Annotated in this window: 21 protein-coding genes; 9 read left to right on the top strand and 12 right to left on the bottom strand. The window is 69.1% G+C overall.

All coding sequences use genetic code 11. From position 1 onward, the window contains the following. Positions 1 to 33 precede the first annotated feature (33 nt). The 6 genes from gyrB to dnaA form a co-directional block, all read right to left on the bottom strand. The gene (gene gyrB / locus QIS96_RS02920) at positions 34 to 2094 is read right to left on the bottom strand and encodes a DNA topoisomerase (ATP-hydrolyzing) subunit B (RefSeq protein WP_282540719.1); all 2061 of its coding nucleotides are present in this window, start codon (positions 2092 to 2094) and stop codon (positions 34 to 36) included. Positions 2095 to 2525: 431 nt separating this feature from the next. Further along, entirely contained in the window at positions 2526 to 3086 is a 561-nt protein-coding gene (locus QIS96_RS02915; RefSeq protein WP_282540718.1) for a DUF721 domain-containing protein, read from the bottom strand. Further along, positions 3083 to 4204: a DNA replication/repair protein RecF gene (gene recF / locus QIS96_RS02910; protein WP_282540717.1), complete on the bottom strand. Its 1122-nt coding sequence runs from the start codon at positions 4202 to 4204 to the stop codon at positions 3083 to 3085. Before recF ends, QIS96_RS02915 begins: the two co-directional genes overlap by 4 nt. Positions 4205 to 4325: 121 nt before the next feature. Beyond that, entirely contained in the window at positions 4326 to 5201 is an 876-nt protein-coding gene (gene gnd, locus QIS96_RS02905; RefSeq protein WP_282540716.1) for a phosphogluconate dehydrogenase (NAD(+)-dependent, decarboxylating), read from the bottom strand. Between the two features lie 127 nt (positions 5202 to 5328). Next, on the bottom strand, positions 5329 to 6459 hold the full coding sequence (dnaN, locus tag QIS96_RS02900; protein ID WP_282540715.1) for a DNA polymerase III subunit beta: 1131 nt from the start codon (positions 6457 to 6459) through the stop codon (positions 5329 to 5331). 998 nt (positions 6460 to 7457) lie between these two features. Beyond that, positions 7458 to 9533, bottom strand: coding sequence for a chromosomal replication initiator protein DnaA (dnaA, locus tag QIS96_RS02895; protein WP_282540714.1), 2076 nt, complete (start codon positions 9531 to 9533; stop codon positions 7458 to 7460). 382 nt (positions 9534 to 9915) lie between these two features. Between dnaA and rpmH the strand changes: the two genes are divergently transcribed. From rpmH to QIS96_RS02850, 9 genes are all read left to right on the top strand, one after another. Continuing rightward, positions 9916 to 10053 (top strand): 50S ribosomal protein L34, encoded by a 138-nt coding sequence (gene rpmH, locus QIS96_RS02890; protein ID WP_016644655.1) that lies wholly within the window; start codon positions 9916 to 9918, stop codon positions 10051 to 10053. A gap of 21 nt (positions 10054 to 10074) precedes the next feature. After that, positions 10075 to 10446 carry a ribonuclease P protein component gene (gene rnpA, locus QIS96_RS02885; protein ID WP_282540713.1) on the top strand — a complete coding sequence of 124 codons (372 nt, stop codon included), beginning with the start codon at positions 10075 to 10077 and terminating at the stop codon, positions 10444 to 10446. Next, complete coding sequence (yidD, locus tag QIS96_RS02880) at positions 10443 to 10751, top strand: membrane protein insertion efficiency factor YidD (protein WP_282540712.1); 309 nt, start codon at positions 10443 to 10445, stop codon at positions 10749 to 10751. Before rnpA ends, yidD begins: the two co-directional genes overlap by 4 nt. Before the next feature lie 3 nt (positions 10752 to 10754). Beyond that, positions 10755 to 12044 (top strand): membrane protein insertase YidC, encoded by a 1290-nt coding sequence (yidC, locus tag QIS96_RS02875; RefSeq protein WP_282540711.1) that lies wholly within the window; start codon positions 10755 to 10757, stop codon positions 12042 to 12044. Between the two features lie 17 nt (positions 12045 to 12061). Further along, complete coding sequence (locus tag QIS96_RS02870; protein ID WP_282540710.1) at positions 12062 to 12577, top strand: Jag family protein; 516 nt, start codon at positions 12062 to 12064, stop codon at positions 12575 to 12577. Between the two features lie 96 nt (positions 12578 to 12673). Further along, positions 12674 to 13396, top strand: coding sequence for a 16S rRNA (guanine(527)-N(7))-methyltransferase RsmG (gene rsmG, locus QIS96_RS02865; protein WP_282540709.1), 723 nt, complete (start codon positions 12674 to 12676; stop codon positions 13394 to 13396). 315 nt (positions 13397 to 13711) lie between these two features. Next, positions 13712 to 14788, top strand: a complete 1077-nt coding sequence (locus tag QIS96_RS02860) for a ParA family protein (RefSeq protein ID WP_282540852.1) — start codon at positions 13712 to 13714, stop codon at positions 14786 to 14788. Further along, on the top strand, positions 14785 to 15873 hold the full coding sequence (locus QIS96_RS02855; RefSeq protein WP_282540708.1) for a ParB/RepB/Spo0J family partition protein: 1089 nt from the start codon (positions 14785 to 14787) through the stop codon (positions 15871 to 15873). The genes QIS96_RS02860 and QIS96_RS02855 overlap by 4 nt, the downstream gene beginning before the upstream one ends. Positions 15874 to 16208: 335 nt before the next feature. Beyond that, positions 16209 to 16826, top strand: coding sequence for a GNAT family N-acetyltransferase (locus tag QIS96_RS02850; RefSeq protein WP_282540707.1), 618 nt, complete (start codon positions 16209 to 16211; stop codon positions 16824 to 16826). A 115-nt stretch (positions 16827 to 16941) separates the two neighbouring features. On the opposite strand, the gene trxA is transcribed toward QIS96_RS02850, so the two are convergent. The 6 genes from trxA to murJ all read right to left on the bottom strand — a co-directional run bounded on the left by trxA (position 16942) and on the right by murJ (position 24555). After that, the gene (gene trxA / locus QIS96_RS02845) at positions 16942 to 17268 is read right to left on the bottom strand and encodes a thioredoxin (RefSeq protein ID WP_282540706.1); all 327 of its coding nucleotides are present in this window, start codon (positions 17266 to 17268) and stop codon (positions 16942 to 16944) included. A gap of 48 nt (positions 17269 to 17316) precedes the next feature. Further along, entirely contained in the window at positions 17317 to 18279 is a 963-nt protein-coding gene (gene trxB, locus QIS96_RS02840) for a thioredoxin-disulfide reductase (RefSeq protein ID WP_282540705.1), read from the bottom strand. 186 nt (positions 18280 to 18465) lie between these two features. Next, on the bottom strand, positions 18466 to 19536 hold the full coding sequence (locus QIS96_RS02835) for an anti-sigma factor (protein ID WP_282540704.1): 1071 nt from the start codon (positions 19534 to 19536) through the stop codon (positions 18466 to 18468). Beyond that, positions 19533 to 20294 (bottom strand): RNA polymerase sigma factor SigM, encoded by a 762-nt coding sequence (gene sigM, locus QIS96_RS02830; RefSeq protein ID WP_282540703.1) that lies wholly within the window; start codon positions 20292 to 20294, stop codon positions 19533 to 19535. Before sigM ends, QIS96_RS02835 begins: the two co-directional genes overlap by 4 nt. A 95-nt stretch (positions 20295 to 20389) precedes the next feature. After that, entirely contained in the window at positions 20390 to 22189 is a 1800-nt protein-coding gene (locus QIS96_RS02825) for a protein kinase family protein (RefSeq protein WP_282540702.1), read from the bottom strand. Positions 22190 to 22362: 173 nt separating this feature from the next. Then, positions 22363 to 24555 (bottom strand): murein biosynthesis integral membrane protein MurJ, encoded by a 2193-nt coding sequence (murJ, locus tag QIS96_RS02820; protein WP_282540701.1) that lies wholly within the window; start codon positions 24553 to 24555, stop codon positions 22363 to 22365. Positions 24556 to 24558 lie beyond the last annotated feature (3 nt).

The following is a 24558-nucleotide window of genomic DNA, read 5'->3' as shown; positions in this document are numbered from 1 at the left end:
AAGTCCTTTCGAGCTGCGGCTGGTGCGGCCGACTCAGATGTCGAGGAAGCGGACGTCCTTGGCGTTGCGCTGGATGAACGAGCGCCGGGCTTCGACGTCCTCGCCCATCAGGACCGAGAACAGGTCGTCGGCCTGCGCGGCGTCGTCGAGCGTGACCTGGCCGAGGACGCGGTGGTCCTGGTCCATCGTCGTGACGCGCAGCTCCTCGGCGTTCATCTCGCCGAGACCCTTGAAGCGCTGGATGGTGTCGTCGCGGAAGCGCTTGCCGCCCTGCTTGCCGAGCTCGACCATGGCGTCGCGCTCGCGGTCCGAGTACGCGTACTCCACGTCGTCCTTGCCCCACTTGAGCTTGTAGAGCGGCGGGCGGGAGAGGTAGACGTGGCCGGCCTCGACCAGCGGGCGCATGAAGCGGAAGAGGAAGGTCAGCAGCAGGGTGTTGATGTGCTGGCCGTCGACGTCGGCGTCCGCCATCAAGATGATCTTGTGGTAGCGGAGCTTCTCGATGTCGAAGTCCTCGTGCACACCGGTGCCGAAGGCCGAGATGAGGGCCTGGACCTCGGTGTTCTGCAGGATCTTGTCGACCCGGGCCTTCTCGACGTTCAGGATCTTGCCTCGGATGGGCAGGATCGCCTGGTACTCCGGGTTGCGGCCGGACTTGGCGGAGCCGCCTGCGGAGTCACCCTCGACGATGAAGATCTCGCACTTCGTCGGGTCGTTGGACTGGCAGTCGCTCAGCTTGCCCGGCAGCGAGGCGCTCTCCAACAGGCCCTTGCGGCGGGTCAGGTCGCGGGCCTTGCGGGCGGCGACGCGGGCCGTCTGCGCCTGGATGGCCTTGCGGATGATGTCCGAGGCCTCGTTGGGGTTGCGGTCGAACCAGTCGGTGAGGTGCTCGTGCACCACCTTCTGGACGAAGGTCTTCGCCTCGGTGTTGCCCAGCTTGGTCTTGGTCTGGCCCTCGAACTGGGGCTCGCCGAGCTTGACCGAGATGATCGCGGTGAGGCCCTCGCGGATGTCCTCGCCGGAGAGGTTGTCGTCCTTCTCGCGGATCAGCTTGCGGTCCCGCGCGTACCGGTTGACCAGGGAGGTCAGCGCGGCACGGAAGCCCTCTTCGTGCGTACCGCCCTCGTGCGTGTGGATCGTGTTCGCGAAGGAGTAGACGCCCTCGCTGAACTGCGTGTTCCACTGCATGGCGATCTCGACCGAGAGCAGGCGCTCCTTGTCCTCGGCCTCCACGTCGATCACCGTGGGGTGAATGACGTCGCCCTTGCGGGAGTTGAGGTACTTCACGAAGTCGACGATGCCGCCTTCGTAGTGGTACGTGACCGTGCGCGCCTGGTCGTCCTCGGCACCCTCGGCGGAGTCGGCGCCGGTGGTGGCCTTGGCGGACTCGCGCTCGTCGGTGAGGCTGATGGTCAGGCCCTTGTTGAGGAAGGCCATCTCCTGGAAGCGCCGCGAGAGCGTCTCGAAGGAGTACTCGGTGGTCTCGAAGATGTCCTGGTCGGCCCAGAACGTCACCGTCGTGCCGGTCTCGTCGGTGGACTCGTGCCGTTCGAGCGGCGCGGTCGGGGCGCCGCCCTTGTAGTCCTGGGTCCAGCGGTAGCCGTCGGTCTTGATGTCGACGGCCAGCTTGGTGGAGAGCGCGTTGACCACGGAGACGCCGACGCCGTGCAGACCACCGGAGACGGCGTAACCGCCGCCGCCGAACTTGCCGCCTGCGTGCAGCACGGTGAGGACGACCTCGACGGCCGGCTTCTTCTCGACGGGGTGGATGCCCACCGGGATGCCGCGGCCGTTGTCGACGACGCGCACGCCGCCGTCGGCGAGGATCGTGACGTCGATGGTGTCCGCGTGGCCCGCGAGCGCCTCGTCGACACTGTTGTCGACGACCTCCTGGACCATGTGGTGCAGGCCCCGCTCACCGGTCGAGCCGATGTACATGCCGGGTCGCTTGCGGACCGCGTCCAGCCCCTCGAGGACGGTGATGGCGCTGGCGTCGTAGGACACCGGTGCCTCGCCGTTCTCACCGGCGGGAGACGGAATGTTCTCGTTGGGGTTGCCGGAATCGGCCACGAAGCGCCCTTTCTGGCACAGCACAAGCCGAGCTCCCGTGTGGCGGGAGCGGCTGCGTCGTTCTGTGTGTCGACTGGTGGTCGGCTGAGTGGACAGCCTGGTGCAGCGTTCTCGCGTGTTTCCTGACCGCGCCCCACGAATGGGGCGAGATTAGCCTTCAGTCTACCGGTAGCGCCGACAGTGATGGGCGTTTGGCGGTACCTGAGTCCGCATGTGCCGCCCTGAATCGGCCGCAGCCGACTCCCCATATGTGGAAAGGGGCTCCGAGAGGCTCACAGCGGCACTCAGCGCTTCGGGCTGTCAACCTTCCGCTACGGTGCGGTAGCACCCGATTTGCATGGCCGTGCGCGGGCCGTGCAAGGGGCTATCGGTCGGCTGCTGTCGGTGTCTCTGTCGGCCTGTGTCGGTCTCTGTGTCGGCCTCTGCCAAACCCGGTCGGTCTCGTTCGGCCTCGGTCAGCCGTAGGTGTCGCCGGGGCCCGTGCTGCCGGGGGCGCGCAGCGGGCCGAAGCGGCGGACGGGGCCCTGCGGGCCGTGCACCTTGATCAGCTTCACGGTGCCGTGGCCGAGGTCCTCGTTGAGCCGCGCCACCAGCTGCGGCGCGAGCAGCCGCAGCTGCGTCGCCCAGGTCGTGGAGTCGCACTGGACGGTGAGGATCCGCTCCTCTTCGTCGTACCGCTGCGGTACGCAGTGCTTCGCGAGGTCGTCGCCGACGATCTGCGGCCAGCGGCCCATGACGCCGCCGACCGCGGCCGGGGTCTCCCAGCCGCGCTCGGTGATCAGGCGGTTGATGGCGGCGCCGAGCGGCTGCGGGTCGCGACCGTCCGCGCGGGCGCCCGACCTGAGGCCGCCGCGCCTGGCCTGCTTCTTCTGCTCCGCGGCGGCGCCGCGCGCGCGGGCCTGCTCCTTCGCGGCGCGCAGCGCGACCCGGGCCAGGTCGACACCGCTGGGTTCGGCGGGCTTGGGGTTCTCCCCGGGCTGACCGGACGGGTCGGGCTGATGCGGCTGGTCCGTCATGCCCGGGTCACCTCGCCGTCCGCGACCGCGTACCGCGTGCCCGCCAGGACGTCCGGGACGTCGTCGTCCACAGCTGCGGTGACCAGGACCTGCTCGCCCGGGGCGACCAGCTCGGCGAGGCGTTCGCGGCGGCGGGCGTCCAGCTCGGCGAAGACGTCGTCCAGCACGAGCACCGGCTCGTTCCCCTCCGCGCGCAGCAGGTCGTACGAGGCGAGGCGCAGCGCGAGGGCGTACGACCAGGACTCGCCGTGGCTCGCGTACCCCTTGGCGGGGAGCTGGCCGAGCTTGAGGAGGAGGTCGTCGCGGTGCGGGCCGACGAGGGTGACGCCGCGCTCGATCTCCTGCTTGCGGACTCCGGCGAGGGCCTCGATCAGCTGCTCGTACAGCTCTTCGCGGCTGTGGGCGGCGCCTTCGGCGGAGGGGCGGTACTCGAGGGTGAGCGGGCCGCCGCCGGGGGCCAGCTGCTCGTACGCCTTGTCGGCCAGGGGCTGGAGCGCGGCGATCAAGTCGAGCCGCTGGGCGAGGAGTTCGGCGCCGGCGCGGGCCAGATGCTGGTCCCAGACGTCGAGCGTGGACATGTCCATCGAGCGGCCGCCGTGCCTGCGGGCCATGGCGGCGGACTTGAGCAGGGTGTTGCGCTGCTTGAGCACCCGGTCGTAGTCGGAGCGGACGCCGGCCATGCGCGGGGAGCGGGCGGTGACCAGCTCGTCGAGGAAGCGGCGGCGCTCGCCCGGGTCGCCCTTCACCAGGGCGAGGTCCTCGGGCGCGAACAGGACCGTACGCAGAATGCCGAGCACGTCACGCGGTCTGACCTGCGAGGACCTGTTGATGCGGGCGCGGTTGGCCTTGCCCGGGTTGAGTTCGAGCTCGATCAGCTGCTGGCGTTCGCCCTGGCGCACGGCGGCGCGGACGATGGCGCGGTCGGCGCCCATGCGGACCAGTGGGGCGTCGGAGGAGACCCGGTGGCTGCCGAGGTTCGCGAGGTAGCCGACGGCCTCGACGAGGTTGGTCTTGCCCTGGCCGTTGGGCCCCACGAAAGCGGTGACGCCCGGCTCGAGCGGGACCTCGACCCGGGCGTACGAGCGGAAGTCGGCCAGCGACAGATGCGTGACGTGCATGGCCGTGGACCGACCTCCCCCAAGTGTGGACAGTCCCGTGGATCCGCGTGCTGCGGATCCACAGGCTGTGGATCCGGACTGCTCTTCTCTTACTGCGGTTTCTCGGCTACGGGCGGCTTCGCTACTTCTTCTCCACCGCGTGGCCGCCGAACTGGTTGCGCAGCGCGGCGATCATCTTCATCTGCGGCGAGTCCTCCTGGCGGGAGGCGAACCGCGCGAACAGCGAGGCGGTGATGGCCGGCAGCGGCACGGCGTTGTCGATGGCGGCTTCCACAGTCCAGCGGCCCTCGCCGGAGTCCTGTGCATAACCGCGCAGCTTGTCGAGGTGCTCGTCCTCGTCGAGGGCGTTGACCGCCAGGTCGAGCAGCCAGGAGCGGATGACCGTGCCCTCCTGCCAGGAACGGAAGACCTCGCGGACGTCCGTCACCGAGTCGACCTTCTCCAGGAGCTCCCAGCCCTCGGCGTAGGCCTGCATCATGGCGTACTCGATGCCGTTGTGGACCATCTTCGCGAAGTGGCCCGCACCGACCTTGCCCGCGTGCACGGAGCCGAAGTCGCCCTCCGGCTTCAGGGCGTCGAAGATCGGCTGGACCTTCGCGACGTCCTCGGCGGAGCCGCCGTACATCAACGCGTAGCCGTTCTCCAGGCCCCAGACGCCGCCGGAGACTCCGCAGTCCACGAAGCCGATGCCCTTGGCGGCGAGCTCCTCGGCGTGCTTCTCGTCGTCGGTCCAGCGGGAGTTGCCGCCGTCCACGACGACGTCGCCCGGCTCGAGCAGTTCGGCCAGCTCGTCGATGGTGGACTGGGTCGCGCCGCCGGCGGGGACCATCACCCAGACGACCTTCGGGCCCTTCAGCTTCTCCACAAGCTCCTGCAGGCTGTGGACGTCCGCGAGGTCCGCGTTGCGGTCGTATCCGATGACGGTGTGGCCTGCGCGGCGGATGCGCTCGCGCATGTTGCCGCCCATCTTGCCGAGGCCGACGAGACCGAGCTCCATCAGGTCATCCTTCAATTCGCGTGCTGGTGTTTCGTACCCACGTCCGAGCCTACGCCCGGACGTGTGGGCACACCTGCCGGCCTGGTCCGCTCAACTGCGCGGCCCAGGGCCCGCGGTCCGTCCGTCCTCAGCCGCTCAGGCGGACGGGCATGATCAGGTACTTGTACGCCTCGTCCGCCTCGGCGTCGAGCGCCGGCTTGCCGCTGAGCAGCGCGGGCTTGGTCGACGTCGTGAAGGAGAGCTGGGCGGCCGGGGAGTCGATCGCGCTCAGGCCGTCGAGCAGGAACGTCGGGTTGAAGGCGATCGAGATGTCGTCACCCTCCAGCTGGGCGTCGACCCTTTCCACAGCCTGTGCATCGTCGCTGGAGCCGGCCTCCAGGATCAGCACGCCCTGCTCGAAGCTGAGCCGAACCGGGGTGTTCCGCTCGGCGACGAGGGCCACGCGCTTGACGGCCTCGACGAACGGCGCGGTCTCGATGACGGCCACGGAGTTGAACTCCGTCGGGAACAGCGTGCGGTACTTCGGCAGGTCGCCCTCGAGCAGTCGCGTCGTCGTACGCCGGCCCGCGCCCTCGAAGCCGATGAGGCCCTCGCCGGCGCCGGAGCTGGACAGCGCGATGGTGACGCTGTCACCGCTGGTCAGCGACTTGGCGGTGTCCTGGAGCGTCTTGGCGGGCACCAGGGCGACCGCGGAGGCGTCCGGCACTTCGGGCTTCCACAGGAACTCGCGGACCGCGAAGCGGTAGCGGTCGGTGGAGGCGAGCGTGACCGTGTCGCCCTCGATCTCGATACGCACACCTGTGAGCACCGGGAGGGTGTCGTCACGGCCGGCGGCGATGGCGACCTGGGCGGCGGCCGCGGCGAAGACCTCTCCGGGGACCGTGCCGGTGGCGGTCGGCATCTGCGGCAGCGCCGGGTACTCCTCCACAGGGAGCGTGTGGAGTGTGAATCGCGAGGAGCCGCAGACGACGGTCGCGCGCACACCGTCGGTGGAGATCTCCACCGGACGGTTGGGGAGGGCGCGGCAGATGTCCGCGAGCAGGCGGCCGGAGACGAGGACCGTGCCGTCCTCCTCGATCTCAGCCTCGACGGAGACTCGCGCCGAGACCTCGTAGTCGAAGCCGGAAAGGCTCAGGGCGCCGTCCTCGGCCTTCAGCAGCAGGCCCGCCAGGACCGGCGCCGGCGGACGGGCGGGGAGGCTACGTGCCGCCCAGGCCACTGCCTCCGCCAGTACATCGCGCTCCACCCGGATCTTCACGTAAGCCGCCTCCTGCTGTTGCCTGGCTGCTCGCCCTGCTGGCCTGCTGAGCCCACTGGGCTCTCGTCGGTTTGGTTGATGCGTCCCCAGGGTGGGGAGAACACCGGGGACCAGTCTGACGCACGGCACCGACACTCGGTGCGGCTCGGGGTCAAGTCGTGATGAGCGGCAGCCGACCGACGAAGCGCGAGTTGTGCACAGCCCCGTCTTCGAGACAAGTTCCCCGGGTTATCTAGGTGGGAGTAGTAGTAGGGCCTGTGGAAACCGTGGATAACCGCGTTTTCCCAGGTCAGGCCCCAAATTTTGTCCACCGGTCCTGTGGGTGGAGCCCGTGGATAACCAGGCTCAGCTGTGGACACCGAAAAGTTCTGCACACCCGATACACAGGAAAGGCCGACTTCTCCCCAGGCCTGTCCCCAGCTTTACCCCGGTTCCCCACAGCCCAACCCAGCACCTTGGTGTGACGGCTTTCACTCGACCCGGTGAGGAAGCGGGTTGTGTTGCCGAACAGTGGACAGCGATGTGGAGAAGCCCGGGAAACCTGGGGACAACCGGCCTCTGCCTGTGGGCGGCCGGTGGACAACGCTTCGGGCCCCTTGTGGGCCAACTCGTTGTCCACAGCCTGTGGAGATCTTTCATCCACGAATCCACAGCCACTTGACCTGCGTTGATGATCTGTCATCAGGCTTGCCTGTGGACGCAGTATGGACAACTTCCCAGTCCCCAGGGTGTGGACGGGCCTTCAGCCACATTTCTGTGGACAACAGCCTCCCGCAGACCTGGAATCGAACACCCGGTGCCCCCTGGGGACAGCGTGGGACACCGCCCGAGGGCTCTCCGGACACCTGGGACGCACGCAAGACGCAGGCAAGGCGCGCCCAAGACGTACGCGAGGAGCACGCAAAAGCGCCCGCGAGCTGTGCTCGCGGGCGCCCTGAGAAGCCGTCTGAAGCTGTCGGAAGCCGTGTGAAGCCGTCTGGCGTGAGACTCGCTCGCCGTCAGCCGTTCTTGATGCGGTTGGTGAGTTCGGTGACCTGGTTGTAGATGGAGCGCCGCTCCGCCATCAGCGCGCGGATCTTGCGGTCCGCGTGCATCACCGTCGTGTGGTCGCGGCCGCCGAACTGCGCGCCGATCTTCGGCAGGGACAGGTCGGTCAGCTCGCGGCAGAGGTACATCGCGATCTGGCGGGCCGTCACCAGCACGCGGCTGCGCGAGGATCCGCAGAGGTCGTCCACGGTCAGCCCGAAGTAGTCCGCGGTCGCCGCCATGATCGCCGTCGCTGTGATCTCCGGCGCCGCGTCCTCGCCGCCGGGGATCAGGTCCTTGAGGACGATCTCCGTCAGACCGAGGTCCACAGGCTGTCGATTGAGCGAGGCGAAGGCTGTGACACGGATCAACGCCCCTTCCAGCTCACGGATGTTGCGCGAGATCCGGGACGCGATGAACTCGAGGACCTCCGGCGGAGCGTTCAACTGCTCCTGCACCGCCTTCTTGCGGAGGATCGCGATCCGGGTCTCCAGCTCAGGCGGCTGGACGTCCGTGATCAGGCCCCACTCGAAGCGGTTGCGCAACCGATCCTCCAGCGTCACCAGCTGCTTGGGCGGCCGGTCGCTGGAGAGCACGATCTGCTTGTTCGCGTTGTGGAGCGTGTTGAACGTGTGGAAGAACTCCTCCTGTGTCGACTCCTTGTCCGCGAGGAACTGGATGTCGTCGACGAGCAGGATGTCCATCTCGCGGTACCGCTTGCGGAAGCTGTCGCCCTTGCCGTCGCGGATCGAGTTGATGAACTCGTTGGTGAACTCCTCCGAGCTCACGTACCGCACACGTGTCCCCGGGTAGAGGCTCCGCGCGTAGTGCCCGATCGCGTGCAGCAGGTGCGTCTTGCCGAGGCCCGACTCCCCATAGATGAACAGGGGGTTGTACGCCTTGGCCGGCGCCTCGGCGACCGCGACAGCGGCGGCGTGCGCGAAGCGGTTCGAGGCGCCGATGACGAACGTGTCGAACAGGTACTTCGGGTTCAGCCGCGCCGTCGGCTCACCCGGTCCCGTCGCGGGAGCCGGCTGAGCGGCGAGCGGACCGGGCGCACCGCTGGCAGCGGGCAGCGAACTGGCCCCGGGCCCCGCACCGCCGTGCACACCCCGGCCACCGGGACCGGAGTGACCGCCGTGCTGACCGGAGTGGCCGCCCCGCGGACCACCCGGACCGCTGTGCCCGGAGTCGGGGTGCTCCCTGCGCTCACCGCGCCCCTGCTGCTCGTACGGCGACCGCTCCTGCTCGTACTGCGGGCGTTCCTGCTCGTACGACGGACGCTCCTGCTCGTACTGCGGGCGTTCCTGCTCGTACGACGGACGCTCCTGCTCGTACTGGGAGGAACGGTCCTGTTCGTACGCGGGGCGCTCCTGCTCGTACTGCGGGCGGTCCTGCGGGCCGGGGCGGTAATCGTGCTGGCTGGAGGGCGAGGCGTACGGGTCGCGCTCGGGGTAGCCGAGGCGGGGCTGCTGCCAGCCGTAGTCGTCCTGCGTCGGCCGCGGCCAGGCGCCGGGCTCCGGACGCTGATAGTCCGGGTAGGCGGGGCGGGCCGTCGGCAGCTGGTCGTTGTGCGATCCGCCGTGGGCGCCGGGATGTTCGCCCCGTCCCGCGGGAGCGTCCTCGCGGCGTCGGTAGCCCTCGTACTGATCCCGTTGGTCGCGCTGGTCCCGCTCCTGGTTCGCGCCCGGAAGCTCCTGCTCCTCGTACCGCTGTTGCTGCGGGTCCTCGTAGCGCTGCGGGGCGGGCGCGGGAGTCGGGGCCGGTTCGTTCGCCGAGTCGTCGACGGTGATCGCGATACGGATCGGGCGGCCGCACTCGCGGCTCAGGGTCTCGCTGACCACCGGGGCGAGCCGGCCCTCGAGGACGCCCTTGGCGAACTCGTTCGGCACGGCGAGCAGTGCGGTGTCGGCGACCAGCGCAAGCGGCTGGCAGCGCCGGATCCAGTGTTCGTCCTTCGCCTCGACGCCCTGACCGCGCCCCTCGCCCAGCAGTTGTTCCAGCACGCGTGGCCACACTGCGGCAAGATCGGCAGGTACGTCAGCCACAGGGCACGCTCTCTCATGGGTCCCACGAATGTGTGGTTCTCGGGACGGGTCGAAACGGAAATCGGGTGGTGCGGGGGGAAGGGAACGAATCGGAGTTCAGCCAAGGTAGTCAGGGCGACGGGTACGGTTCAAGTTGTTGTCCACAGGCTGTGCATAGTGTCCCTCAGTGCACTCCCGGTTTGACCGGATGGCGTAGCCGCGCGTACCGTGACCAGGTCGAGTTGTCGATGGCTGCTGCCGCCTGCCTCCGATGGGCATGGATCACGGTCCGTACGAATGAACCGTGCAGCGGTGCACTCGGGCGTATTGCGAGCTCCTCGCGGGCGCACGGTGACAGCCACACGACACCCGCCGTCACCCGATTCATTTCTGGAGCCCCCGAGTGAGCAAGCGCACCTTCCAGCCGAACAACCGTCGTCGCGCGAAGACCCACGGCTTCCGGCTGCGGATGCGCACCCGTGCCGGCCGCGCCGTCCTGGCGTCCCGCCGCAGCAAGGGTCGCGCCCGCCTGTCTGCCTGATTCGCAGCAGGTCATGACGTCGTGCTGCCTACCGAGAACCGGCTGAGGCGGCGCGAAGACTTCGCGACCGCAGTACGCCGAGGACGCCGGGCCGGCCGTCCGCTCCTCGTCGTTCATCTACGCAGCGGTACAACGGACCCGCACGCGCCTGGGGAGAGCGTTCCCCCGACGCGTGCGGGTTTCGTCGTGAGCAAGGCCGTGGGCGTGGCGGTCGTACGGAACAAGGTGAAGCGCAGATTGCGTCACCTCATGCGCGAACGGCTCGCTCAGCTGCCCCCCGGTAGCCTGGTAGTCGTACGCGCGTTGCCCGGAGCGGGCGACGCCGACCATGCACAGCTGGCCCGAGACCTGGACGTCGCCCTGGAGCGACTGCTGGGAGGGGGCGCGCGATGAAGTACCCACTGCTGGCCTTGATCAAGATCTACCAGTGGACCATCAGTCCACTTCTCGGCCCGGTGTGCAAGTACTACCCGTCGTGCTCCCACTACGGCTACCAGGCCATCGACCGGCACGGTGCGATCAAGGGGACGGCGCTCACTGCCTGGCGCATCCTGCGGTGCAATCCGTGGTCGCACGGAGGCGTGGACCATGTCCCGCCGCGCAAACGACCCCGGTGGCACGAAATGCTGCGCAACGCCTGGCGCAACAAGGGCGGGAAGTCCGCCACTGAGACCCCGTCCCATGCTCAAGGAGCCTGATTAGTGGACACGATCGCCAGTTTCTTCAGCTTTATCACCACACCCGTCGCGTGGGTCATCGTCCAGTTCCACAAGCTGTACGGGGCGATCTTCGGCCCTGACACGGGCTGGGCCTGGGGCCTGTCGATCGTGTCTCTGGTGGTCCTGATCCGGATCTGCCTGATCCCGCTCTTCGTGAAGCAGATCAAGGCGACTCGTGGCATGCAGACGCTGCAGCCCGAGATGAAGAAGATCCAGGAGCGCTACAAGAACGACAAGCAGCGCCAGTCCGAAGAGATGATGAAGCTGTACAAGGAGACGGGCACCAACCCGCTCTCCTCGTGCCTTCCCATCCTGGCCCAGTCGCCGTTCTTCTTCGCGCTGTACCACGTGCTGAACAGCATCGCGTCGAACGAGACCGTCGGTGACGTCATCGACAAGTCGCTGCTCGCGAGCGCGCAGAAGGCGCACATCTTCGGTGCCCCGCTGGCCGCGAAGTTCATGGACAGCCCCGAGAAGGTCGCTGCCCTCGACGCCACGCTGACCAACGTCCGCATCGTGACCGCGGTCATGATCGTCATGATGTCGCTGTCGCAGTTCTTCACGCAGCGCCAGCTGATGACGAAGAACGTCGACATGACGGTCAAGACGCCGTTCATGCAGCAGCAGAAGATGCTGATGTACGTCTTCCCGGTCATGTTCGCCGTCTTCGGCATCAACTTCCCCGTCGGTGTCCTCGTCTACTGGCTGACCACCAACGTGTGGACCATGGGCCAGCAGATGTACGTCATCCGCCAGAACCCGACCCCGGGCAGCAAGGCGCAGGGCGCCTACCTGGAGCGGCTGCAGGCCAAGCTGACGCGCAGCGAGGGCGCCAAGATGCGCAAGAGCGAGCGCAACATCGTCAAGGCGATCGTCGCCAAGGGCCGTGACCGCAACGACATCGAGCGCAAGTTCATCAACGGCCTGAGCAAGGCCGGCCTCGCCGCTCAGGCCGACGGTGTCGTGGCGAAGAGCGACACGGCCGTCGCCGTGGCCGAGGGCGACGAGTCCGGTGCCGCCGGCGGTCCGCAGAAGCGCCAGCAGCCCAAGCGTCAGTCGAAGTCGCAGCGGCAGTCGGGCACCGCGCAGGCACAGTCCGCGAAGAGCGACTCCGAAGCCAAGACCTCGCTGCAGAAGTCCGCGGACGAGCCCAAGGACGCCGTGTCCAAGGCCAAGCCGGCGGGTGCCAAGCCCGGCACCGGCAACCGCAGCAAAGCCAAGTCCGGACAGCGCAAGGGTCCGCAGCGGCCCAAGCACCCGTCCAAGAAGTAAGAAGAGGAGCCCATCCCGTGACGGAAGGCACCACCCCCTCGGCTGCTGCTGAGGCCGGCGACACCCTGACCCGCCTGGAGCAGGAGGGCGAGATCGCGGCGGACTACCTCGAGGGTCTGCTGGACATCGCCGACCTCGACGGCGACATCGACATGGACGTCGAGGCCGACCGAGCCGCTGTCTCGATCATCAGCGACTCCGGCGGCCGTGACCTGCAGAAGCTGGTCGGCCGTGACGGCGAGGTGCTCGAGGCTCTGCAGGAGCTCACTCGGCTCGCCGTGCACCGCGAGACCGGTGACCGCAGCCGCCTGATGCTGGACATCGCCGGCTTCCGCGCCAAGAAGCGGGCCGAGCTCTCCGAGCTGGGCGCCAAGGCCGCGGCCGAGGCCAAGAGCAGCGGCGAGCCGGTCAAGCTCAAGCCGATGACGCCGTTCGAGCGCAAGGTCGTGCACGACGCGGTCAAGAGCGCCGGTCTGCGCAGCGAGTCCGAGGGCGAGGAGCCGCAGCGCTTCGTCGTCGTGCTCCCTGCCTGATCCTGAGCAGTCCCCGGCCCCGTCTGTTTCGCAGGCGGGGCCGATCTTTGTCAGCCTGATATTCAGCACCCAGTGCGGTACGGAAGGACGGTCCCCGTGACGGAGGCAGCAGAACTCCCCCCGGCGCCGGAGCAGGCCCGTGAGGTATTCGGTGAGCGCTTCACGGACGCGGTCCGGTACGCGGAGCTGCTGGCCGATGCAGGAGTGCGGCGCGGTCTGATCGGTCCGCGCGAGGTGCCTCGGCTGTGGGAGCGGCATCTGCTGAACTGCGCGGTGCTGTCCGAGGTCGTGCCCGAGGGTGTGACGGTCTGCGATGTCGGCTCGGGCGCCGGTCTGCCGGGCATCCCGCTGGCCCTGGTCCGACCCGACCTGAAGATCACGCTCCTCGAGCCGCTGCTGCGTCGTACGAACTTCCTCACCGAGGTCGTCGAGTTGCTCGACCTCGACCATGTGACGGTCATGCGCGGGCGGGCCGAAGAGGTCCTCGGCAAGTTCCAGCCCGTCCACGTGGTGACGGCCCGTGCCGTGGCGCCGCTGGACCGCCTGGCCACCTGGGGCGTGCCGCTGCTCCGTCCGTACGGGGAGATGCTGTTGCTCAAGGGCGACACCGCAGAGGAAGAGGTCAAGGGCGCCAAGGCCGCCCTCAGCAAGCTCGGCGCGGTGAAGACCTCCGTCATGCAGGTCGGTGAGGGCGTCGTCGATCCGCTGTCCACCGTGGTCCGGGTCGAGGTCGGGGAGAGCCCCGGCGGTGTGCGGTTCGCGGCGAAGCGCGCGAAGGCCGCCCGTCCCTCGCGGGCCGCCCGCGGGCGTCGTCGCTGAGCCGTTTCGCGGAGCGGCCCTCTGCGGGCGGGAGCCTGAACAGCCTGGCTTGGTGAGCGAGTTGATCGCCCTTCAGGGCGTGCTCGCTCCGGTATGGATAAAGCGGGCAAATCGGAGTGTCACGGGTTTAACGGACGCTGCCCTGGCATCGTGTTTCACGTGAAACATCGCTCACTGCTGCAGGGGATCATCAGCCGAGGACGCGCTGCCGCCACTCCGCGCGACCGGAAACCCCCCGTAAGGGGGGCGGAGTTGTCCACAGAGGCGGATTCATCCACAGAAGAACGGGCCTCGCTGGTTCGCGACCCCAAGGGCATGGGAGGCTCTGTTCATTCCGAGCCTGAAGTCGAGGAGAGTGAATCCTTGCGGTCCGACGCCAACATCGCGGGACCGATGACCGATCCGGTCCCCGGTCCCCGTACTGAGTCGGCGGGGGAGGATGTTTCACGTGAAACACCGACCCCGATGGACGACACCCCCATTGGTCGTGCTGCCCAACTGGCGGTGGATGCTCTTGGCCGCGCCGGCGAGGGTCTGCCACGGCCTGAGCAGACCCGAGTCATGGTGGTCGCCAACCAGAAGGGCGGGGTCGGCAAGACGACTACGACGGTCAACCTTGCCGCTTCGCTCGCGCTGCACGGTGCGCGCGTTCTGGTGATCGACCTTGACCCGCAGGGCAACGCCTCCACGGCGCTGGGGATCGACCATCACGCCGAAGTCCCTTCCATCTACGACGTGTTGGTGGAGAGCGCGCCGCTCTCCGATGTGGTCCAGCCCGTCCCCGACGTCGAGGGGCTCTTCTGCGCTCCGGCCACCATCGATCTCGCCGGTGCGGAGATCGAGCTGGTGTCGCTGGTCGCGCGGGAGAGCCGCCTGCAGCGAGCCATCCAGGCCTACGAGCAGCCGCTGGACTACGTCCTGATCGACTGCCCGCCGTCCCTGGGGCTGCTCACAGTCAATGCCATGGTCGCCGGTGCCGAGGTGCTCATCCCGATCCAGTGCGAGTACTACGCGCTGGAGGGGCTCGGCCAGTTGCTGCGCAACGTCGACCTCGTGCGCGGGCACCTCAACCCCGATCTGCATGTGTCGACGATCCTGCTCACCATGTACGACGGCCGGACCCGCCTCGCCTCCCAGGTGGCGGACGAGGTGCGCAACCACTTCGGCGATGAGGTGCTGCGGACGAGCATCCCGCGCTCCGTGCGTATCTCGGAGGCTCCGAGCTACGGCCAGACCGTGCTCACTTATGATCCGGGGTCGAGTGGCGCACTCTCGTACCTCGAAGCTGCCCGCGAGATGGCGCTGCGCGGTGTGGGCGTACGGTACGACGCACAGCAGGCCCACGCGCGTACGCAGAACGGGCAGCAGAACATGGCGGAGGGGATCCAGTGAGCGATCGACGTAGGGGGCTGGGGCGGGGACTCGGCGCGCTGATTCCTGCGGCGCCCACGGGCGATAAGCCGGTGCCCCCGGCGATGGGTGAGGCCGCGGCCTCTTCCGGTGCTGCGCCGGTGCTGACCGCTGAGCGCGGCGTGGCCGCAGCCAAGGTGGCTTCGCTGCCGCAGGGCAATGTTTCACGTGAAACGGAGCAGCCGTCGAGCGAGGACGCCGCTGCGCCGGAGTCGCCCGCGGGGGCGCACTTCGCGGAGCTTCCCCTCGACAGCATCACGCCCAACCCGCGGCAGCCGCGTGAGGTCTTCGACGAGGATGCGCTCGCCGAGCTGATCACCTCCATCAAGGAGGTGGGTCTCCTCCAGCCCGTCGTCGTACGGCAGTTGGGGCCCTCGCGCTATGAGCTCATCATGGGTGAGCGGCGCTGGCGGGCCTGCCGTGAGGCCGGTCTTGAGCGGATCCCCGCGATCGTCCGCGCCACGGACGACGAGAAGCTGCTCCTGGACGCGCTCCTGGAGAACCTGCACCGCGCGCAGCTGAACCCGCTGGAAGAGGCCGCGGCGTACGACCAGTTGCTGAAGGACTTCAACTGCACGCATGACCAGTTGGCCGACCGGATCGGGCGCTCGCGTCCGCAGGTCTCCAACACGCTGCGGCTGCTGAAGCTCTCCCCGGCCGTGCAGCGGCGGGTGGCGGCGGGTGTGCTGTCCGCCGGGCATGCGCGGGCGCTGCTGTCCGTGGAGGACTCGGAGGAGCAGGACCGCCTCGCTCACCGCATCGTCGCCGAGGGGCTCTCGGTGCGGGCGGTCGAGGAGATCGTCACGCTGATGGGCTCGCGGCCTCAGAGTGCGCCTCGTAGCAAGGGTCCGCGTGCCGGCGGTCGTGTCTCGCCCTCGCTCACCGATCTGGCTTCCCGGCTCTCGGACCGTTTCGAGACGCGGGTGAAGGTCGACCTGGGGCAGAAGAAGGGCAAGATCGTCGTCGAGTTCGCCTCGATGGACGACCTGGAGCGCATCCTCGGAACTCTGGCTCCCGGCGAGGGACCGGTCCTGGACAAGGGCCCCGCGAACGACGCCGACGAGTAGCCATGCAGTGCAGACGCCGGATGAGGCGTTCGTAGACCTGCCAGTGCAGAGCAGGCCGTGTCCGGTGTGTACCGGAACACGGCCTGCTCTTTGCTTTCCACCGGTATCGATGCAATCGCTGGGTGGATACGATGCGTTCGAGTAGAGCGCAACCACCTGGCAGCACTTCAGCAGAAGGAGCAGGGGTCGATGCGAGCGGTGAGCCGGACGGGCCTGATGACCGCAGGCCTCGGGCTAGGGGCTGTCGGCGGGTTCGTCGGCAGCTTGCTCAGGGAGCGGGGCGCTCTGACAGCCGCCCGTGGGGTGGCGCGGCAAGAAAGTGAGGAATCGCCTTCATGGGGCGTCGGCTCGTACCGCTCACGCTGGACAATCTCCCGGATCTCCCGAAGCGCTGCCGTAGTTGTGTCTTCTGGGAGCTCGATCCGGTCAGCGGACAGGACGCGGTAAAGGCAGGCACTCCGGAGCTGGAGAAGGAGGCCTGGATCTCCGCTGTGCTCCTGGAGTGGGGTTCGTGCGGCCGTGTCGTCTACGTGGACGACGTCCCCGTGGGCTTTGTGCTCTACGCGCCGCCCGCTTACGTGCCGCGGGCCACGGCGTTCCCGACGAGCCCGGTCTCCCCCGACGCCGTGCAGCTGATGACCGGCTTCATCATCCCGGGCTATCAGGGGCAAGGGCTGGGGCGCGTGCTGGTGCAGACCGTCGCCAAGGATCTGCTGCGCCGGGGCTTCAAGGCGATCGAGGCCTTCGGCGACGCACGGTGGAAGGAGCCGGCGTGCGTGCTGCCGGCGGACCATCTGCTTGCGGTGGGCTTCAAGACCGTACGGCCGCATCCCACGTATCCACGGCTGCGCCTTGAGCTGCGTACGACGTTGTCATGGAAGGAAGATGTCGAGCTCGCGCTTGATCGTCTGCTTGGGGCGGTGCAGAAGGAGCCGGCGCTGCGGCCACTGTGAATGGCTGAGGCGCTGCGGCGGCTGTGAGTGGCCGAGCCGCTGGGCAGACGCGACATGCGAACGGGCCCAACCCCCTTGAGGGTTGGGCCCGTTCGATGTTTCACGTGAAACAGGACTACTTGATGAAGTCCTGGAGGTCGCGCTCGATCGCGGCCTTCGGCTTGGCGCCGACGATGGTCTTGGCGACCTCGCCGCCCTTGTAGACGTTCAGCGTCGGGATCGACATGACGCCGTACTTCGCGGCCGTGCCGGGGTTCTCGTCGATGTTGAGCTTGGCGATGATGATCTCGTCGTGCTCGGCCGCGATCGCCTCCAGGGAGGGGGCGATCTGGCGGCACGGGCCGCACCAGGCGGCCCAGAAGTCGACGAGCACGGGCTTGTCGCTCTTGAGGACCTTCTCCTCGAAGTCTGCGTCCGTCACGGTGATCGTGGCACCGGCCATGGCGTTGTTCTCCTTAACTGAACTGAGGGTGTTGCGAAGTGATGGGGGTCAGACCGCGGCGGCGGCAGCGGTCTCGTTGTCGGCCAGGGCGGCCAGGTAACGCTCGGCGTCGAGCGCGGCCGAGCAGCCGGTGCCGGCCGCCGTGATGGCCTGGCGGTAGGTGTGGTCCACGACGTCGCCGGCCGCGAAGACACCGGTCAGGTTGGTGCGCGTCGAGGGGGCCTCGACCTGGAGGTAGCCCTCGTCGTCCAGGTTCAGCTGGCCCTTGAAGAGCTCCGTACGCGGGTCGTGGCCGATCGCGATGAACAGGCCGGTGACCGGCAGCTCGGAGGTCTCGCCCGTCTTGGTGTTGCGCAGGGTGAGGCCGGTGAGCTTCTGGTCACCGTGGATCTCGGCGACCTCGCTGTCCCAGGCGAACTTGATCTTGGGGTCGGCGAACGCGCGGTCCTGCATGGCCTTCGACGCACGCAGGCTGTCGCGGCGGTGCACGATGGTCACGGACTTGGCGAAGCGGGAGAGGAAGGTGGCCTCCTCCATCGAGGTGTCGCCACCACCGATCACGGCGATGTCCTGGTCCTTGAAGAAGAACCCGTCACAGGTGGCGCACCAGGAGACGCCGCGGCCGGAGAGCGCGTCCTCGTTCGGCAGGCCGAGCTTGCGGTGCTGCGAGCCGGTCGTGACGATGACGGCCTTGGCGCGGTGGACCGTGCCGGCGGTGTCGGTGACGGTCTTGATCTCACCGGAGAGGTCGACGGACACCACGTCGTCCGGGATCAGCTCGGCGCCGAAGCGCTCGGCCTGGGCGCGCATGTTGTCCATGAGCTCGGGGCCCATCACGCCGTCCTGGAATCCGGGGAAGTTCTCCACCTCGGTGGTGTTCATCAACGCACCGCCTGCGGTGACGGCACCCTCGAAGACCAGCGGCTTCAGCGAGGCGCGCGCGGTGTACAGCGCGGCCGTGTAGCCGGCGGGCCCGGAGCCGATGATGATCACGTTACGGACGTCGCTCACGGCTTGATTCCTCGTCTCTGCGGACTGCCTAATGCCTCGGGAGGAGCCCTTCTTCCGGACTCTCACCCCACCCAACGGATCCTACGGGGCCAGCATTCCCGCCGTGTCCGCGCACATGGTGTGTTCGTGCGCACGCAGAGGGCGCGCGGGCCGGCCCGGAGGTGGGCTGGGCCAGGGTACGAGCTGTCAGGACCGCGGGTACGAGTGGGAGACCAGCACCTCGCCCTTGCCCCCGGTGTTCTCCTCGACGCAGGAGGCATCGACGACATACGCGGTGACGCGCGAGCTGTCGGCGCTGTCCGGGAGCACGACCAGATACGCGGCCTTGCCGTCGTACGTGCCCTTCTTGGCGGCCAGCGGCGGGGCGTCTTCGTCGATGCCGAGGGCGATGCACTGCGGGACGTGGGGACCCTCGCCGCGCATCGGCGCATTGGTCTTCGGCGTACGACGGGTGTCCCCGTCCGTCGACTCGGGACTGGACTCCGTGCTGAACGACGGCGTCGACCCGTCGGGGGCCGCGCTCTTCTCCTTGCGCTTGTCCTGGGCGAGCAGTGAGGAGACCTGGTCGTCGAGCGTGCCCCCGGAGAAGGTCTGCACCCCCGCGGTGTCCGAGGCACTGTTCTGGCCGGAGTCCGCGCTGTTGTTGCCGGACTGGAGCATCAGCGTGCCCAGGCCGATCGCCGCGACCGTGGCGACGGCGCCGAGCACCGCTCCGGCGACGTTCCGGCGCCGCCGACGCGGGGCACTCGGCCGACGACCCGGACCTGTCGCAGCACGCGGACGCCCGGCCGGTCGATCCGGAGCACCGGCCGACTCGGCGGATGAGGCGGAGGCAGAGGAGGAGGCGGGAACGGCACCTGTCGCGACCGGACCGCTCGCTGTTTCACGTGAAACATGACGCTCGGGCGCCGACTCCGTGGACTCCGCCGCCTCGTCGGAGGGTACGGAGGACTCGGTGGCGAGCGCCGCAGCAACGTCGACTCCCTTGCCGCCAGGGCGAGTTGCGTCGAGAAGAGCCTCGGCGGCCAGTGCCGCGTCGATCCGCCCCGCGACATCCGCGGGCATCTGCGGCGGGCCCGGCAGCGTGCCGAGCAGGTCGCGGATCTCGGTCAGGGAGTCGAGTACGTCGGCACAGAGCTCGCAGCCGGCGACGTGGTCACGCACATCGCTCGTACGGGACGGCGGGAGGAGGCCCTCGGTGAGATCGGAGAGCTCTGACACGTCCGGGTGCTCGGCCGCGCCGGTCGTGGCTGTCACGCTCGCCCACCTCCGCCCTTCACGGCTGCTGAGTCGCCTGGATCGGTTCCCTGTGTCCTTGCGTCGTGCGCTGGTGCTGAGGGTGGGACGGATGTGTTCTGCGTCCGGTTCCTTCCCGCACTCTGCTTCTTTTCCTCGGGGCCGCCCGGTGAACCGGAGCGCTTCCGTTCTCGCGTACCCGGTCCCTCCGTGCGCAGGTGGCTGAGGAGCGGGAGGAGGCGGGCTCTGCCGCGGGCGCAGCGGCTCTTCACGGTGCCGGTGGGGACGTCGAGCACTGCGGCGGCCTCGGCCACGGGGTAGCCCTGCATGTCGACGAGGACGAGCGCGGCCCGCTGGTCCGGCGGGAGCGTACCGAGCGCCTCGATGAGCTGCCGGTGGAGGTCGTGCCGCTCGGCCGGCGCGGAGGCCGACTCATGAGGTTCGAGGAGCTGCTCCAGGCGCTCCGTGTCGTCGACCGGTGAGGTCTTGCGGGAGGCGGCCTTGCGGGCACGGTCGAGACAGGCGTTGACGGTGATCCGGTGCAGCCAGGTCGTGACCGCGGACTGCCCGCGGAAGGTGTGCGCGGCGCGATAGGCGGAGACCAGCGCGTCCTGCACGGCGTCGGCCGCCTCCTCCCGGTCCCCGAGGGTGCGCAGCGCCACGGCCCAGAGCCGGTCGCGATGGCGGCGTACGAGCTCGCCGAAGGCGTCCGGGTCTCCGTCGACATGGCGGGTCAGGAGCGTCGCGTCAGGGACCCCTGAGATGTCCTCCGCCTGCACCTGCTCCCCCTACCTCGGTCGAGGGTTCAGCGTAGCGGGATTAGGTGTCGCCGACTATGGGCTGCCGACCGCATACGGCCGACGACGTGCGGTCGCTATTCCTCGCGTGCCGTGCCCAGCACCTTGATCTCGGAGATCCCGCCCCGGAAGAGCTCCGCCGAACCGTCGGTCGGCAGAGACGTGATGCGCACCAGCAGGTACCGGGTGCGCACCGCCTGGTCGAGGGTCTTCTTGAGCTGCGCTCCGGCATCGCCGAGCTTGCTGAGCTCCTTGGAGAACTCATCGCGGGACGTCGGGTGCGAGGCGTCCTCGGGGGCGGCGAGCACCTCCGCCTTGTGCCCGGCGCGATACATGTCGATCTGGAATCCGGCCACGTCCTGGACGCTGCCGAGATCGACGATTATGCCGCTGCCCTGCTTACGGTTCGGAAGGTTGCCGAAGTTCGCGAAGCCCTTGTACTGCGGCGTGATCCAGGCGGTGCCGGGATCGCCGTCCACGGCCTGCGGGACGTCCTGCTCCTTGATGCCACTGCCGCTGGGAGTGAACTCGTACGCATCGCTGATCTTGATCGGCTTGCCCGCGACGGGCTTGGCGCCCTCCCCCTCGCCCGGCTGCGAGGTGCCGGGGTCGGTGGGCTGCTCGCGCTCCATGAGGGCGTCCGCGAGCTGCCAGCTCCCCAGGCCGAGCGCCGCGATAAGGAGCGCGGACACGGCCCACTTCAGGGCCTTGCCCGTACGGCTCTGCAGCGGGGCGGGCGGTGCGGCCGGCATCGGCTGCGGGCCCGGCGCGGCGGCGGTCGGCCGGCCGTACGTCCCCTGCTGGTACGTGGTGCGCTGGTACTCCGGCGGCGCGGTGAACGAGGGCTCCGGCGGGCGGATCCGCGGCATCTCGGAGACGGCCTTGGCGAGCTCCTCCGGGGTGGTGCACGGCTGGTCCTGGCGCGAGGCCGTCGCCCCGTCGTTGACCAGGGCGCGCATCGCGAGCTCGGACAGACCGCGGTGGACGCCCGCGCGCACCTGGTCGGGGGCGATCAGGCCGACGTCCTTGGGCAGCCCCGACAGGCCGTACGCATCCTCCTCGTACGGCCAGCGCTGGGTCAGCGAGGCGTAGAGGAGCGCGCCGATGGACTCCGTGTCGGTGCGCTGCGGGGTGTCGCTGCTGATGCCGCGCAGCGCGGCGTTCACGGCGAGGCCGCGGATGCGGTACTGGCCGGAGGAGCTGCGCAGCACCGCGCTCGGCGTGAGCCGGAGGTGGGCCAGGCCCTCGCGGTGCGCGGCGGTCATGGCCTGGGAGACCTGGCTGACCAGCTGGTACGCGTCATGCGCCTCCAGCGGGCCGGCGGCGAGCAGGGCGGTCAGCTCGACGGCGTCGGGCAGCCACTCGTGCACGACGTAGACGAGCTCGTTCTCCTCCACCGCGTCGAGGACCTGCACGAAGCGGGGGTCGCCGAGCAGCGCGGACGAACGGGCGGCGGAGAGGACGGCGCGGGCGCGCGGGTGGTCGGCCGGGAGCAGATGCACGCCGACGGCGCGACGCAGCTTCTCGTCGACCGCGCGCCAGCTGCTGAAACCGTCCAGACGGGTGACGCACTCCTCGAGGCGGTAGCGGCGCGCGAGCTTGTGGCCGCTGTGCAGTTCGGGTGGGGTCGACTGCGGCTTCTCGGGTGGGGTGGCCTGCGCCTTCGAGCTCTCCGGCTTCGCGGTCTGCGCCTGCTTGGCCTGCGGCTTCGTGGTCTCCGCAGAGTCGTCGTCATCCGGCTGAATATCGCCCTCGGAAGCCGTCGTCTCCCGGCTCTGGGCCGCCCCGTCGGCCGTGGCCTGGTCCGCCTTGGCGGTCAGCGACTCCTCGTCGCTCCCTGCTGCCACGTCGACGGCAGCCGTGCTCCGTTCCGCCACCGTCGTTCCTGCCTCCCCATCCGTTGCGCGCTGCTGTCCGACGCCAAAGCCAATTGTGCCCACAGTCTGCCGCTATCCACGACACGCGATGGCCGGGGATGGTTGTGCGAACCCCTCGACGAAACCCGAGGGGTTCTGACGAAACCTGGCGGGACCGTGGACCGGACGCCGGATCAGCGGCCGAGTCGACCCCGGACCATGCCGACGAGCGCGTTCAGCTCCTGCACCCGCATCCGGCGGGCCGCCACGAAGAAGACGCCGAGCAGCACGATGCCGCCGCCGACCAGCGCCGCGAACGAACCGAGCGCGCTCTTGCCGATGGCCTCCATCAGCCCGAACGCGACCGCGCCGCCGAGCAGCGCCGCCGGGATGGAGGCGCCGATGAGACGGGCGTAGGTCCGCACCACGTGGGAACCGTCCAGGTCTCCGCCCAGGCGCTTGCCCAGCCTGCGCCAGGCCACACCCACGCCGACCGCGTACGCGAGTCCGTACGAGGCGGCCATGCCGACGACCGCCCAGCGCGGGTCCAGGACGAGGTAGCAGATCAGCGAGGCGAGCGCGTTCACGGCGGCCACGATGACGGTGTTGTAGAACGGCGTGCGGGTGTCTTCGTAGGCGTAGAAGCCGCGCAGGACGACGTACTGCACGGAGTACGGGATGAGGCCGAGGCCGAAGGCCATCAGGACGTAGCCGATGTTGGTCGCGCCGTCGGTGCCGGCGTACAGCAGCGTGGTGATCGGGACGCCGAGCGCGAGGAAGGCGAAGGCGCACGGCACGATCGCGACGGCGGAGGTGCGCAGTCCGTACGAGAGGTCGTCCCGGACAGCCGCGGCGTCACCGTCGTTGGCGGCGCGGGAGATACGGGGCAGGACAGCGGTCATCACGGAGACGGTGATGATGGCCTGCGGCATCTGCCAGAGGAGCAGCGCGTAGTTGTACGCGGTGATGCCGGTGCCGGAGTGGCCGTCGTCGTAGGCGGTGGCGCCGGCGGCGGTGGCGAGCTGGGTGACGACGACCATGCCGAGCTGGTTGGCGAGGACGAAGAACAGCGTCCACTTGGCGAGGGCGGCGGTCTTGCCGAGGCCCTGGCCCTTCCAGTCGAAGCGAAGACGCGGCTTGAAGCCCGCCTCGCGCAGATACGGGACCATCGCGAAGGCCTGCACGGCGAGGCCGAGCAGGGTGCCGATGCCGAGCAGCCGGACGCCCTCGGACGTGATGTTCCCGGTGTCGATCCCGGAGGTGCCGGACGTGCCGAAGGCCCAGATGAACGCGCCGAACGTGGCGATGATGACGATGTTGTTGAGGACCGGCGTCCACATCATCGCGCCGAAGCGGCCGCGCGCGTTCAGGATCTGCCCGAGCACCACGTGCACGCCCATGAAGAACAGGGTCGGGATGCAGAAGCGGGCGAACGTCACCGTCAGGTCGTACGTCTCGGGCTCGGACGCCAGCTCGGGCGACATCACCTGGACGAAGGCCGGGGCGGCGAGCACACAGATCACGGTGACCGCGCCGAGCAGCACGATCACGAGCGTCAGGAGGCGGTTGGCGTACGCCACACCGCCGTCGTCGTCGTTCTTCATGGCGCGGACGAGCTGCGGGATGAAGACCGCGTTCATCGCGCCGCCCGCGACGAGGATGTAGATCATCGTCGGCAGGACGTTGGCGACCTGGTACGAGTCGTTGAGCGTGCCGACGCCGATGGCCGCGGCCATCACGAGCGTGCGCAGGAAGCCGGTGATGCGGGACACCATCGTGCCCGCGGCCATCACGGCGCTGGACTTGAGGATGCTCGCGGCCTTGCCGGCCTTCTTGGGCGCGGCGGCCGGGACCGGCGTGGGCTCCGGGGCGCTGCCCGGAACCGGGGGGCCCGCCGGGGCGGGGACCGCGGCCTGCTCGCTCTGCGGGCGCGCGCCGCCCGGCTGCTGGTCGCGGAAGAGGTGTGCGAACGCGTCCGGCTCGTGGCGCTCCTCGGCGGCCTGGCTGACCAGGTCGTCGACGCCGACGAACTGGGTGCTGCGGACGTCGTCGCCGTACGGCAGATGCCGGGACGGGCCGTCCGGCTCCGGGGCCGGGGTCTGCGCCCAGACCTGCGGGTCCGGCGCGTTCTGCGGCGGCGCGGGCCGGTCGTACAGGGACTGCGGGTCCGCGTACGTGCCCGGAGGGGGCGGCGGGTGCGAGGCCCGGTCGTAGAGGGCCTCGGTCACCGGGTCCTGGGCGGCGAGGTCCTGCGCGCGGTACGGGTCCTGGGCGTAGGCGTCCTCGACGTACATGTCCGGCGTGGGCTGCTGCGGGGGTACCTGCCCGCCCGCGGGTTCGCCGCTGCCCGCGCCCTGGCCGCGGTCACCGTCGTACGGCGCATTCATGCT

The organism is Streptomyces cavernicola, from assembly GCF_029968035.1.
Lineage (GTDB): Bacteria > Actinomycetota > Actinomycetes > Streptomycetales > Streptomycetaceae > Streptomyces > Streptomyces cavernicola.
This window is presented reverse-complemented; position numbering and strand designations above follow the sequence as displayed.

What these genes read in the sequence shown, in the direction of transcription:
- gnd (WP_282540716.1), bottom strand. Translation starts at nt 5,201, where the DNA reads ATGGAGCTCGGTCTCGTCGGCCTCGGCAAGATGGGCGGCAACATGCGC.
- murJ (WP_282540701.1), bottom strand. Translation starts at nt 24,555, where the DNA reads ATGAATGCGCCGTACGACGGTGACCGCGGCCAGGGCGCGGGCAGCGGC.
- trxA (WP_282540706.1), bottom strand. Translation starts at nt 17,268, where the DNA reads ATGGCCGGTGCCACGATCACCGTGACGGACGCAGACTTCGAGGAGAAG.
- QIS96_RS02915 (WP_282540718.1), bottom strand. Translation starts at nt 3,086, where the DNA reads ATGACGGACCAGCCGCATCAGCCCGACCCGTCCGGTCAGCCCGGGGAG.
- yidD (WP_282540712.1), top strand. Translation starts at nt 10,443, where the DNA reads ATGAAGTACCCACTGCTGGCCTTGATCAAGATCTACCAGTGGACCATC.
- QIS96_RS02850 (WP_282540707.1), top strand. Translation starts at nt 16,209, where the DNA reads ATGGGGCGTCGGCTCGTACCGCTCACGCTGGACAATCTCCCGGATCTC.
- QIS96_RS02860 (WP_282540852.1), top strand. Translation starts at nt 13,712, where the DNA reads ATGGGAGGCTCTGTTCATTCCGAGCCTGAAGTCGAGGAGAGTGAATCC.
- recF (WP_282540717.1), bottom strand. Translation starts at nt 4,204, where the DNA reads ATGCACGTCACGCATCTGTCGCTGGCCGACTTCCGCTCGTACGCCCGG.